At 47.4% G+C, this 13,378-nt stretch carries 9 protein-coding genes; 4 read left to right on the top strand and 5 right to left on the bottom strand.

Annotation, left to right across the window (positions count from 1 at the left end; genetic code table 11):
* Positions 1-95: 95 nt before the first annotated feature.
* From MKY52_RS14900 to MKY52_RS14885, 4 genes are all read left to right on the top strand, one after another.
* Positions 96-827, top strand: coding sequence for an ABC transporter ATP-binding protein (locus MKY52_RS14900; protein ID WP_445667133.1), 732 nt, complete (start codon positions 96-98; stop codon positions 825-827).
* Positions 824-1,879 (top strand): ABC transporter permease, encoded by a 1,056-nt coding sequence (locus MKY52_RS14895; protein WP_341052059.1) that lies wholly within the window; start codon positions 824-826, stop codon positions 1,877-1,879. The genes MKY52_RS14900 and MKY52_RS14895 overlap by 4 nt, the downstream gene beginning before the upstream one ends.
* 58 nt (positions 1,880-1,937) lie before the next feature.
* A complete protein-coding gene (locus tag MKY52_RS14890) occupies positions 1,938-2,627 on the top strand; it encodes a TetR/AcrR family transcriptional regulator (protein WP_341052057.1) in 690 nt (229 codons plus the stop codon).
* Positions 2,628-2,709: 82 nt separating this feature from the next.
* Positions 2,710-6,054, top strand: coding sequence for a DEAD/DEAH box helicase (locus tag MKY52_RS14885; protein WP_341052055.1), 3,345 nt, complete (start codon positions 2,710-2,712; stop codon positions 6,052-6,054).
* A gap of 98 nt (positions 6,055-6,152) precedes the next feature.
* Here MKY52_RS14885 and MKY52_RS14880 read toward each other — a convergent pair whose 3' ends face one another.
* From MKY52_RS14880 to MKY52_RS14860, 5 genes are all read right to left on the bottom strand, one after another.
* Positions 6,153-7,628, bottom strand: coding sequence for an exosporium glycoprotein BclB-related protein (locus tag MKY52_RS14880; RefSeq protein WP_341052052.1), 1,476 nt, complete (start codon positions 7,626-7,628; stop codon positions 6,153-6,155).
* Positions 7,629-8,006: 378 nt separating this feature from the next.
* Positions 8,007-8,174, bottom strand: coding sequence for a hypothetical protein (locus tag MKY52_RS14875; RefSeq protein WP_341052049.1), 168 nt, complete (start codon positions 8,172-8,174; stop codon positions 8,007-8,009).
* Positions 8,175-8,416: 242 nt separating this feature from the next.
* Complete coding sequence (locus tag MKY52_RS14870; RefSeq protein ID WP_341052045.1) at positions 8,417-8,704, bottom strand: hypothetical protein; 288 nt, start codon at positions 8,702-8,704, stop codon at positions 8,417-8,419.
* Positions 8,705-8,770: 66 nt separating this feature from the next.
* Positions 8,771-10,360 carry a YncE family protein gene (locus tag MKY52_RS14865; protein ID WP_341052044.1) on the bottom strand — a complete coding sequence of 530 codons (1,590 nt, stop codon included), beginning with the start codon at positions 10,358-10,360 and terminating at the stop codon, positions 8,771-8,773.
* A gap of 398 nt (positions 10,361-10,758) precedes the next feature.
* Positions 10,759-13,377, bottom strand: a complete 2,619-nt coding sequence (locus MKY52_RS14860; protein WP_341052042.1) for a beta strand repeat-containing protein — start codon at positions 13,375-13,377, stop codon at positions 10,759-10,761.
* Position 13,378 lies beyond the last annotated feature (1 nt).

Genomic DNA, 13,378 nt, shown 5'->3' with positions numbered 1-13,378 from the left:
CACAATAATGAGTGAGCGCTCACTCATTATTGTTGTGCAGAGCACTCAGTAACACCACTTTGTATCCCAGACTATTCAGAATCGAGGAGATGAATATGGGTTCGGAAGTTCCAGTCATTTCAGTGAGCCATGTTAGTAAAGCCTTTGGAGACAAACAGGTGCTCGAAGATATTTCACTTCAAGTGGAGCGTGCGGAAACCTTCGGCATACTAGGACCCTCTGGCTCCGGAAAAACAACGTTAGTAAAGCTGCTTACAGGTATCGATGAGGCGACCTCAGGTGAGGTAAAGGTGCTTGGTGTTACCATGCCTAAGTTATCCATGCTGCAGCAAATTGGATACATGGCTCAATCTGATGCCCTATATACAGAACTCAGCGCAAAAGAAAATCTGGAGTTCTTCGCTGCGCTATATGGACTAAAAGGTGCGGAGCGCGGCAAACGCATCAAAGCTGTTATGGAACTAGTAGATCTTCAGGAGCATCTGCGCAAAAGAGTAGATCAATACTCTGGCGGAATGAAACGCCGCCTATCCCTGGCGATTGCGCTGCTCCATGAGCCTCCGCTACTTCTTCTTGATGAACCAACAGTAGGTATCGATCCTGTACTCCGACTATCCATCTGGAAAGAACTAAAAGCTCTGAACGAGAAAGGTACCACGATTGTACTCACTACGCATGTCATGGATGAAGCTGAGAAATGTGATCGCCTTGGAATGATCCGTGATGGCAAGCTGCTTGCCGCCGACACACCTGCCGGACTGCTTGAAGCCACTGGCTCAGCTTCTATTGAAGAAGCCTTTCTATATTATGGAGGTGTCCGTTCATGAGAATCCGAGCGATCACCTTACGGATTTTGCGACAATTTATTCATGATAAAAGAACGATGGCCTTAATGTTCATTGCACCGCTCATCGTTCTAAGTTTAATGAGCTTGGTATTCAACGGGGACGCCTATGAGCCAAAAATCGGAGTATCCGGTGTGCCACTAAATATCTCAGCTGCGTTAAAAGAAGAAAATACCACAATTAAAGAGTATGCCAGCGAAGAGATAGGGAAAAGTGCTCTAGTAGAAGGAAAGATTGACGCTTTGATCACTTTGGACGGAAACGTTGGGAATTCAGGAGTCATCCCTCAAGTGTTGTTAGAGGGGAGCAACCCTACAGCCAACAAGGCGGTAATTATGACGCTTCAAAAGCTTTCTCAGAAGCTCCTTCCAAGTACAGAGAAACAGCTGCAATTACAGCCCCAGATCAGCTACTTATACGGTTCTGAGAATATGAAGACGATTGACCGCTTCGGTCCGATTATGATTGGTGTATTTGTTTTCTTTTTCGTATTCCTGATTGCCGGTGTTTCTTTCCTGCGAGAGCGGACTACAGGCACCCTTGAACGTTTACTTTCCACTCCTTTAAAAAGATGGGAGATTGTGCTCGGGTATGTATGTGGTTTCGGCATTTTCACCGTATTCCAAGCGCTGTTGATCTCATGGTTCTCTATTCAGATTCTTGGCATTATGATGACGGGAAGCTTTGGTTACGTAATGCTGATCACCTTACTCCTGTCGATGACAGCTTTGACGCTGGGCACGCTACTATCTGCTTTTGCAGCCAACGAGCTACAGATGATTCAGTTCATCCCGCTTATTATCGTGCCACAAGTTTTCCTCAGCGGACTGTTCCCACTCGACACCCTACCGCTGTGGCTACAGCGCATCGGCTACGCAACCCCAATTTATTATGGATCAGAAGCGCTTATGAACATCATGATCCGCGGCAAAGGATGGAATTCCATCGCTCTGGATGTCTATGTACTGATCGGATTCTCACTATTATTCATGGTGCTGAATGTATTGGCACTGCGCAAACACCGGAAAATGTAGCCTCACTAAGAACATTCATCGGTTGAACGGAATGAACCAAGTTTGGAGGATAATTGTAATGAAAGAACATGATTCTGCGGAACAAAATATAGAAGAGCAGTGGATTGAAGAGCTGCTGGCCATAAGTGAAGAGGATAAACTGACACCAAAGCAGATTTCCATTTTGCATGCGGCGATTGAGGTGTTCTCCGAAAAAGGTTACGCTGCTGCTGCGACTAGTGAAATTGCTCAAAAGGCAGGCGTAGCAGAGGGTACGATTTTCCGATATTACAAAACCAAAAAAGATTTACTGCTCTCCATCATTGGCCCTACCATGAGTCGTATGCTCGCTCCTTTTGTACTGCGGAATTTCAACGGGGTACTCGATGTTCCCTATGACAGCTTTGAAGAATTCCTACGATCATTTATCGTCAATCGTCTGGAGTTCGCCCGTAGAAATTTTAAAATGCTAAAGATTCTGATACAGGAGATTCCTTTTCAACCGTTGCTCAGAGAACAGTTCGCAGAAAATATTCTAAGTAAGGTGCTGGAGCGCGTCATCGAAATTGTTGAACACTTCAAGTCAAAAGGTGAAGTCATTGAATTACCCACACCCGCTATTCTACGTTTCACTATTTCATCCATTGGTGGGTATTTGCTTAATCGCCTGCTGCTACAACCGGAGAAGGACTGGAACGATGAGGAAGAGATTAACCTGACGATCCGTTTTATTATGCACGGGATTAGTGGAGTAGCAGCCCCTATTTGATGCGCACGCCCGTTCTGTTATCATAAGGACTATATAATAATCGGACTTTTCGAAGAACAAGTTACGAGGAAGGAATTATGTTATGGGCTTTAGTGTGACAGAACGGGTAATTAAGCTGCTGTGCGGCAAGTCTATTTTTGAAAAAGGATTGGCTTATTACCAGTCTGGAAGCGTTGAAATAATAGATGTTGAAGAACGTAATGAATCCATCCCAGATCTTCCCCGCTCTCGTTATGAAGCGCTCGTTCAAGGGGGCATTGGCTACGAAGTCATGGTTGTCATCGATATCGACGGTGATGTCACGGCAGAATGTACTTGTCCTGCTTACACGCATGGAGGGCCTTTCTGCAAACATATCGCAGCCGTACTGATCAGCATCGATGCCCTTGAAACTGCTGGAGAACGGCCAGCTCATACTGGAACTTCTAGCCTTTCTACTATTGAAGATACTGGAGTCTTAACACCACGTAATGTTACGGATTCTACGCGAGACATGGGAGGAAGGTCCAGAGACCAGCATCTGGTGAGCAGCCTGCTAGGCATGTTCAGTAACCATAAGCCGCGTCCGAGCGGTACTGGGGCTTTTGTGGATAATAGGATCCCTTTAAATGTCGAGTTCATCTGCAAGCCATTCACTTACAGCTATAGCACTACCATGCTGGGAATAGAAATGAAAATCGGCTCGAAACGACTATATGTCGTTCATAGAATAAGAGGTTTTCTGGAACGTGTACATCGTGGAGAAACCTTCGAATTCTCGAAGCATTTCGTCTATGATCCTGCCATTCACAGCTTTCGGAAGGAAGATAACATCGTTCTTCAGAAGCTAATTGAAATTGTCTTCAATGAAAAAATGTATCGCGATAACGTCACTAACTACTCTCCATATGGTGGCAACCTGGGGGGAGATCGCCTGCTGGCTATCCCTCCTTTTTTCTGGGAGACGCTTCAGCCCGCACTTTCAGAAGTTTCGTCGGTATATCTGCAACAAGAAGAGGTGTTGTACGAAGGCATTCATATGTCTAATGAAGCACCGCCCCTTAGCTTTGCGTTCGAACAAGCCGAAGGCGAAGGCTACCATCTGGATATTCAAGGACTGGAGCAGATCTCAGTTCTGGAAGATTACGGACTCGTGCTGTCTGAAGGTAAGCTGTTGAAGCTAACTGCTCAGGAATGCATGCGCCTATCTGAGATGAAGAAAATGCTGGAATCCTCTCGTCGAGATGGCATCGATATTGCCCCCGAACAAATGGAGCCTTTTATGGACAAGGTTATTCCTGGTCTGAAAAAACTGGGAAACGTGCATATCGCCGACTCTATTGCTGATCGAATTGTGCAACATAAGCTTATAGCCAGGCTCTATCTGGACCGCGTGAGAGATCGACTGCTCGCCGGGCTAGAGTTTCAGTATGGTGACATTATCATCAATCCTTTGGATGAAAAAGCCCATGTTCGCGGTACGGACTTGATTCTTATACGCGACGGTGAAGGAGAGGCCCGAATTCTGGAGCTGATGGAGCATGAATCCTTCGCCAAAACCGAAGGCGGGTATATTATGACGGATGAGGACGGTGAGTACGATTTTTTATATCACACGATTCCGTTGCTTGAGCCACTACTAACGGTCTATGCGACCACCGCTGTTAAAGAGAGACTGTTCACGGGAACCACGCCACCCAAGGTAAGCATTAGTTGGAATGAGAAAACCGACTGGCTTGATTTTAAATTCGACATGGGTGGTATTCCCGAATCTGAGATTGTGATGGTCTTAAAATCACTTCAGGATAAACGTAAATACTACCGCTTGCCCGAAGGGGCACTGCTACCGCTGGAGAGCGAGGAGCTCCAAGAAATCATCACCTTTATGAACGAGATGGGCATTAGAGAAGGTGAGATTAAAGGTGCGCAATTTTCTTTACCAGTCGTTCGTGGGTTACACTTAACCTCTTCCGATTCTCAAAGTGACTCAGTCAAACTGAGCAGATCCTTTAAAAGATTACTTGCGAATATGCACAATCCTGAGAACCTTGATTTCCCTATACCAGAGAGTCTAGCTCCTGTGCTCCGGGATTATCAGCAGTATGGATTTCAGTGGCTGAAGACGCTGGCCCATTACCGTTTCGGGGGAATTTTAGCGGATGATATGGGTCTTGGCAAAACGCTACAAAGTATCGCTTTTCTGCTCTCTGAGCTTCCGGATATTCGTCAGAGTGGTCTGCCCGCTCTTATTGTCGCTCCTGCCTCTCTCACCTACAACTGGCATAATGAGCTTAAAAAGTTCACGCCTGAGATTAAGGCTGTTATTGCAGATGGAAGCTTAACAGAACGCGGTCGGATTTTAAAAAATGCAGCGAACGCGGATGTAATCATCACCTCTTACCCACTGCTTCGCAGAGATGTTCAGTTGTATGCTAAGAAATCTTTTCATACCCTGATTCTCGATGAAGCGCAAACCATAAAGAACCATACGACGCAGACCGCTCAAGCAGTTATGGCTCTTCAAGCCCGGCATCGTTTTGCACTTACTGGGACTCCTGTGGAGAACGCGTTGGAAGATCTTTGGTCCATCTTCGGCACTGTGTTTCCCGGGTTGTTTCCAGGTAAGAAGGCTTTTCACGATTTGCCGAGGGAAACTATCGCTAAACGGGCACGTCCCTTTTTGCTGCGCCGCTTAAAGAGTGATGTGTTAAAAGAATTGCCTGAGAAAATCGAATCACTCCAAGCCTGTGAGCTGTTCCCTGAGCAGAAGAAGTTATATGTCGCTTATCTCGCCCGTTTGAAAAAAGAGGCTCTAAAGCATCTGACCCAGGATAGCTTCGGTAATAATAATCGGATTAAAATCCTTGCTGGACTCACCCGTCTGCGCCAGCTATGCTGTCACCCGGCTCTATTTGTGGACGGGTATGAAGGAAGCTCCGCCAAATTCGAGCAGCTGTTTGAAATCATAGAGGAATGCCGCAGTTCAGGTAAACGAATGCTAGTATTCTCCCAGTTCACAGAAATGCTCGGTTTGATTGGACGTGAACTCGGCTATCAAGGTATTCCATATTTTTACCTAGACGGTCAAACGCCTGTGTCTCAGCGCGTAGATTTATGTAATCAATTTAATGAAGGGGAGCGGGATATTTTCCTTATCTCCTTAAAAGCTGGCGGAACTGGACTCAACTTAACAGGAGCAGACACTGTCATTCTATACGATCTATGGTGGAACCCTGCCGTCGAACAGCAAGCTGCAGATCGGGCTCACCGAATCGGACAGAAAAAAGTAGTTCAAGTCATTCGGCTCGTCACCCAAGGTACTGTGGAAGACAAGATGTATGAGCTACAACAGAAGAAAAGGAACTTAATCGATGAAGTGATCCAGCCAGGTCAGGAAGGGTTATCTACCCTTACAGAACAAGACATCCGAGAAATTCTGATGATCTAGGTGTAATGATGGTTGGAGAAAAATAGGGATATCCTTCAGCCAAACGGCTTTTCGGATATCCCTTTTTCTGTAGTAAATACGTCATAATCATCATCAGATTATGCGATTGTAACTCCTGCACTAGCGTAGCCTGCAATGGTTGTAGCAACGTCGACTCCGGCTGATACTGTTGAAGTAAAGACCAACAACAAGCGCTCTCCCACAGTTACAGGAATGCTCAAACCTGTGGTATTACCACTGCTAATTGTGCCAAGTGAAAGGACACCTGTAAATGGAGGACTTAATGTGACTACAGCACCAGGGACTGCAGTAAAGGTATTGTTAGGGGTAGAAGAACTGTATAATTGAGCAGTGATTGTTACTGTAGAACCTAATAAACTAAGCGCTGCTGTTGTGCTGAAATAGGCCGCCAAAGAAGTAATCGTTCCGGTGCGTGGTACTGAGAATGCAAAGTTCAGCAAGGTTCCGGCCGCTCCGGTGAGATCTATCGTACCGCCAGCAGCACTAATATTCGTCGCACTACTTCCGAATCCTACGATACTTGAAGTATTCAGCAAGCCTCCTAATACAGTTGTCATAGCTACAGGAAGACCAGAAGCATAAGGAATGATTGCACCTGAACCAGTAGGTCCCGTTGCTCCGGTTGTTCCTGTCACTCCAGTCGCTCCAGTTGCGCCAGCACTTCCTGTGGCTCCTGTTGCACCTGCGCTTCCTGTCACTCCTGTTGCACCTGCGCTTCCCGTCGCTCCTGTTGCACCTGCGCTTCCCGTCGCTCCTGTTGCACCTGCGCTTCCTGTCACTCCTGTTGCACCTGCGCTTCCCGTCGCTCCTGTTGCACCTGCGCTTCCCGTCGCTCCTGTTGCACCTGCGCTTCCCGTCGCTCCGGTAACTCCTGCGCTTCCTGTCGCTCCGGTAACCCCTGCGCTTCCTGTCGCTCCTGTTGCACCTGAACTTCCCGTTGCTCCGGTAACTCCAGCGCTTCCCGTCGCTCCTGTTGCACCTGCGCTTCCCGTTGCTCCGGTAACTCCTGCGCTTCCTGTCGCTCCTGTTGCACCTGCGCTTCCCGTCGCTCCTGTTGCACCTGCGCTTCCCGTTGCTCCTGTTGCACCTGCGCTTCCTGTCGCTCCGGTAACTCCTGCGCCTCCTGTCGCTCCTGTTGCACCTGCGCTTCCTGTCGCTCCGGTATCTCCGGTGGCTCCAGTGGCTCCTGAATAACCTATATTTTCACCATACAGTTCAGAGTAGACAAGCCGATGAGCAGTCACTAATTGACCTGTGCTGCTTTTTCCCCATACAGAGATTTGAATAGGATCGTCTATCAAAGTTGGTGTTGAAAATGAAAATTCGAATGAATCAAAATTTGCATAATAATCATTTGTTAGTACTTCATTAGGTCCCACAGTATGAAGTTCACTAACATATAGTGTTCTTGTACCGTTCATATAATATCCTTCGACTTGAATCAACGACGCAGTGACATCACTCTGATTAACAAGTTTAATAGTAACAAGCTGAGTGGGTCTTTCACCGCTTACCAGATTGTTTTCTATAGGTCCAGTAGATAGATAACTCAAGTTATCAACTCCTTTATTTTTAAATAGATTGCCTGCAAAAAATTCTAAATAGTAGCGTTACTATAATCATTCCTCCGATCTACTCTAAATTCGCTAACAATGAGCCTATTATATTTTTCAGTTGGAAATTTTCGGCTCTTAATAGTAATATTCTTTTCTCTTTTTAATGTGTGGACATCTATCAAAAGTTACTACTATACATATTGAGTGCTATTGGAAAAATCTAAAATCTATCAATATTCAATAGATTTTAACTCTTAGGAGCATTATTCCGTTCTGCCCAAAACTTGTCCCGTTAACAAAACAGAGGAGAACTCAGTAAGCCTTACTTACGGCTACAGAGTATCCCCTCTTTGTACCATCAACTCAGAGATAAATTTACGTCAATTCATGAACAGACCAAACTATACCCGAAGTATTGGCACCGCCCAGATTCAAAGGAACCGTCAAGCCATTAGAAACATAGAACAAACCAATAACATCACCTGCTGTTAGTGCAAATTCTCCAACCAACGTTACAGTCCCACTTCCCAAAATAGCTCTCAAAGATAAAACGATCGCTACATTCGCATTTAGTAAGGAAACAAGCCACTTACCAAATCAGTTATAGTAGGGGATGTTCTCCGGACTACGAAGGATGGAATCCTAGCACCAAGACTTACTGTGATTGTAGTAGTTGTGGAATAATTGATAGTCGCTACAAATGGATATTTACCTGTAGCCGGAATAGTATAGTTGCCAGAAGTTACATTGAGTTTCACACTATCATAATAAGATGTCGTTACACTCTAACCTGTGATTTGAGATGATGTGGCAACTGAAAATGTAGGAAAAAATGCTGAGAATCCCTCTTGTTGGACGTTCGGCCCAGGTGCATAAGTATCTCCTGTTGCTCCGTTAACTTCCTGTGTACGCATCACAATAACCTCATCCACCAGGATGTTGCAAGCGGGAACCCTCTGCGACAAGCTGAAGGATAACTGGGCAAAAGCAGTCGTGGGTGGTGCAATAATTGTTACGCCCTCGAAGGTTTGCCCTTGCAAGGCCGTGAAGAAGTTGGTCGGCACAATCAACATTAGCCCCGTACCCAAAAAATGGATATTGAATGGCCATAACCATCTCCCCTCGTCTCATGGACAGAATTACGTACTGACTCCTACCCCAAAGGGGGAATCACCAACCGTGATAGATGTAATTTGAGTATTGGTAGATCCACTGAATACTAAAACCGAATCAGCAAATTGACTCGATGCATAGATTGTGTTTGTAGAAGGGTTTACTCCCACTCCGTCAGTTCCTGGCGAAAATAGAATGAGCGGAATATCTGTAAGTATACTATCAGCTAATCCGTCAATTACCGTAATATTGTTGGAACCTGCTGCATAAATTCGATTGGTTAAAGGATTTACTCCTATACTTGTTACGCTGGTAACAGGAATCGTAACAACTGCGGTATTTGTTAAACTGTTAATAACTGTTACATTACTACTACTAGCGTTAGCAACATATACCTTATTCGAGATTGGGTTAACTCCTATACCTACAGGGTTATCTCCAACTGGAATGGTAGTAAACACACTGTTGGTGATACCGTCTATTACCATTACGTTGTCTAAACTTTGATTTGTCACATAGATGCTATTTGTAGATGGATTGACTCCGACTGCAAACGGCCCGCTAAAACCGGGTATAGTAGCAATTACAGTATCGTCTGAACCATTTATTACTGAAACAGAGCTATTGTTGTTGTTTGCTACATAAATCCGATTGGTAGAAGGGTTAACATCTACTCCCAATGGTCTACTTTCAACGGGGATTGTAGCAATTACGGTATTGGTAAAACCATCGATCACTGAAACATTGTCTAATTGTGAATTTGCAACGTAAATCTTATTAGCGAAGGTGTTGACCCCAACACCAAAAGGACCATCACCGACATTAATTGTACCGATTACGGTATTGGTTAGACCGTTAATCACCGAAACGTTATCGCTTTGATTGTTTGCAACATATATGCGGTTCACTGGTGCAAAAGAGAGTCCCGTTGCTCCTGTTACTCCAGTTCCTCCTGTTATTCCCGTTGCTCCCGTTACTCCTGTTGCTCCGGTGCTTCCGGTTGCTCCTGTTATTCCCGTTGCTCCGGTGCTTCCTGTTGCTCCCGTTGCTCCGGTTGCTCCTGTTGCTCCGGTGCTTCCGGTTGCTCCGGTGCTTCCGGTTGCTCCTGCTACTCCGTTTGCTCCGGTGCTTCCGGTTGCTCCTGCTACTCCGTTTGCTCCGGTGCTTCCGGTTGCTCCAGTTGTTCCCGTTGCTCCGGTTGCTCCGGTGTCTCCTGCACTTCCCGTCGCTCCTGTGCCTCCGGTGGCTCCTGTAAATCCAATATTATCACCATATAATTCAGAATAGACAAGCCTATGAGCAGTCACTAATTGACCTGTGCTGCTTTTTCCCCAAACAGAGATTTGAATAGGATCGTCTATCTGAGCTGTTGTTGTGAATAAAAATTCAAATGAATCAAAATCTGCATAATAATCATTCGTTTTCACTTGATTAGGTCCCACAGTATGAAGTTCACTAACATATAGTGTTCTAGTACCATTCATATAATAGCCTTCGATTTGAATCGCTGCCGCAGTGACATCGCTCTGATTAACAAGCTTAATCGTAATAAGCTGGGTGGGTCTTTCACCACCTACCAGATTGTTTTCTATAGGCCCAGTAGATAAGTAGCTCAATTTCCCAACTCCTTTTATCTTTAAATAGATCGACTACAACAAGATTGTCCTACAAAAAATTCTTAATAGTAGCGTTACTATAATCATTCCTCCGATCTACTCTAAATTTGCTAACAATGAGCCTATTATATTTTTCAGTTGGAAGTTTTCGGCTCTTAATAGTAATATTCTTATCTCCCCTTAAGATGTGGACATCCATCAAAAGCTACTACTATACATATTGAATCCTACTTTAAAAACTCTGGAAATCTATCATCATTCAATTAGACTGAAAATCTTGGAAGCATTATTCCGTTCTGCCCAAAACTTGTTCCGTTAACAAAACAGAGGATAACTCAGTAAGCCTTACTTACGGCTACAGAGTATCCCCTCTTTGTACCATTAACTCAGAGATAAATTTACGTCAATTCATGAACAGACCAAACTATACCCGAAGTATTGGCACCGCCCAGATTCAAAGGAACCGTCAAGCCATTAGAAACATAGAACAAGCCAATAACATCACCTGCTGTTAGTGCAAATTCTCCAACCAGCGTTACAGTCCCACTTCCCAAAATAGCTCTCAAATCTAGAATAAGCGCAACATTCACATCCAACACAGGGAATAATCCACTTACCAAATTTGTTGAAGTAGGAGAAGTTCTCTGAACTACGAAAGCTGGATTAACCCCACTACCAAGACTAATTGAGATTGAGGCAGTTGTGGAATAGTTAATGGTCGCTTCAATAGAATATCTACCCGTTGTCGGAACTGTGTAATTTCCCGTAACGGGGTTAAAGGAAGGATCAGAATAGAAAGGAGAAGCCACAGACCATCCAGTCAGTTGGGAAGAAGTAGAAACTGACAAAGCTGATAGGAACGCAGAGAATCCCTCAGCTTGAATATTCGGCCCTGTTGCTCCTGTCACTCCAGTTATTCCTGTTACTCCCGTTACACCAGTCGCTCCGGTTGCTCCAGTCGCTCCAGCTGCTCCGGTTGCTCCTGTCACTCCAGCTGCCCCTGTTGCTCCAGTCACCCCGTCGGCTCCCGTTGCCCCGGTCACTCCATCGGCTCCTGTTGCTCCAGTTACACCTGCCGCTCCCGTCGCTCCAGTCACTCCGTCGGCTCCCGTTGCTCCAGTTACACCTGCCGCTCCCGTTGCCCCAGTCGCTCCAGCTGCTCCGGTTGCTCCGGTTGCTCCTGTCACTCCGTCGGCTCCCGTTGCTCCAGTTACACCTGCCGCTCCTGTTGCCCCTGTCACTCCAGCTGCTCCTGTTGCCCCTGTCACTCCGTCGGCTCCCGTTGCTCCAGTCGCTCCAGCTGCCCCGGTTGCTCCAGTCGCTCCTGTTGCTCCAGTTACTCCAGCTGCTCCGGTTGCTCCAGTCGCTCCATCAGCTCCGGTTGCTCCAGTCGCTCCTGTTGCTCCAGTTACTCCAGCTGCTCCGGTTGCTCCAGTCGCTCCAGCTGCTCCGGTTGCTCCTGTCACTCCAGCTGCCCCTGTTGCTCCAGTCACCCCGTCGGCTCCCGTTGCCCCGGTCACTCCATCGGCTCCTGTTGCTCCAGTTACACCTGCCGCTCCCGTCGCTCCAGTCACTCCGTCGGCTCCCGTTGCTCCAGTTACACCTGCCGCTCCCGTTGCTCCAGTTACACCTGCCGCTCCCGTTGCCCCAGTCGCTCCAGCTGCTCCGGTTGCTCCTGTCACTCCGTCGGCTCCCGTTGCTCCAGTTACACCTGCCGCTCCTGTTGCCCCTGTCACTCCAGCTGCTCCTGTTGCCCCTGTCACTCCGTCGGCTCCCGTTGCTCCAGTCGCTCCAGCTGCCCCTGTTGCTCCAGTCGCTCCCGTTGCTCCAGTTACACCTGCCGCTCCCGTTGCCCCAGTCGCTCCAGCTGCTCCTGTTGCCCCTGTCACTCCATCGGCTCCCGTTGCACCAGTCACTCCATCGGCTCCCGTTGCTCCAGTCACTCCATCGGCTCCTGTTGCTCCTGTTGCTCCATCGGCTCCTGTTGCTCCTGTTGCTCCTATTGCTCCATCGGCTCCTGTTGCTCCTGTCGCTCCATCGGCTCCCGTTGCTCCTGTCACTCCGTCGGCTCCCGTTGCTCCATCGGCTCCAGTTGCCCCTGTTGCTCCAGTTACACCTGCCGCTCCCGTTGCTCCAGTTACACCTGCCGCTCCCGTTGCTCCAGTTACACCTGCCGCTCCCGTTGCTCCAGTCACTCCATCGGCTCCCGTTACTCCTGTTGCTCCTGTCGCTCCATCGGCTCCCGTTGCTCCTGTCACTCCGTCGGCTCCCGTTGCTCCATCGGCTCCCGTTGCCCCTGTTGCTCCAGTTACACCTGCCGCTCCCGTTGCGCCAGTTACACCTGCCGCTCCCGTCGCTCCAGTCACTCCATCGGCTCCCGTTGCTCCGGTCACTCCATCGGCTCCCGTTGCTCCGGTCGCTCCATCTGCTCCCGTTGCTCCGGTCGCTCCTCCGGCTGCCCCTGTTGCACCAGTCACTCCGTCGGCTCCTGTTGCTCCTGTTGCTCCTGTCGCCCCGTCTGCTCCGGCTGCCCCTGTCGCACCAGTCGCTCCGGCGACTCCAGTTGCTCCATCCGCACCCGTTGCCCCTGTCGCTCCATCTGCTCCATCCGCACCTGTTGCTCCTGTCGCTCCATTTGCACCTGTAGCACCAGTTGTCCCTACCGTTGCTCCGTATAATTCTGAATGGACAAGTCGGTGAGCAGTCACGACTTGACCTACACTATTTTTTCCCCATATAGAAATTTGAATAGGATCATCTACCAGGCTTAAAGTCGTAAAAATAAATTCAAATGCATCAAAATCCGCATAATAGTCCTTTGTTACAACTTGATCAGGCATAACGTTAACAAGCTCACTAACATATAAAGTTCTTGTCCCATTCATATAATAACCTTGGACAAGAACCGTAGAAGAAATAACGTCGCTTCGGTTATCGATTTTGATCGTAACATGTTGAGTAGGTCGTATACCTCCCACCATGGTATTATCTATCGGCCCGGTAGATAAATAGCTCAAT

Origin of the sequence: Paenibacillus sp. FSL P4-0184, from assembly GCF_038004625.1 — a bacterium.
GTDB lineage: Bacteria > Bacillota > Bacilli > Paenibacillales > Paenibacillaceae > Paenibacillus_AQ.
Note: the sequence above shows the minus strand (reverse complement) of the source record. Positions and strands in the feature narration are given on the sequence as shown.

What these genes read in the sequence shown, in the direction of transcription:
- MKY52_RS14900 (WP_445667133.1), top strand. Translation starts at nt 96, where the DNA reads ATGGGTTCGGAAGTTCCAGTCATTTCAGTGAGCCATGTTAGTAAAGCC.
- MKY52_RS14895 (WP_341052059.1), top strand. Translation starts at nt 824, where the DNA reads ATGAGAATCCGAGCGATCACCTTACGGATTTTGCGACAATTTATTCAT.
- MKY52_RS14890 (WP_341052057.1), top strand. Translation starts at nt 1,938, where the DNA reads ATGAAAGAACATGATTCTGCGGAACAAAATATAGAAGAGCAGTGGATT.
- MKY52_RS14885 (WP_341052055.1), top strand. Translation starts at nt 2,710, where the DNA reads ATGGGCTTTAGTGTGACAGAACGGGTAATTAAGCTGCTGTGCGGCAAG.
- MKY52_RS14870 (WP_341052045.1), bottom strand. Translation starts at nt 8,704, where the DNA reads ATGTTGATTGTGCCGACCAACTTCTTCACGGCCTTGCAAGGGCAAACC.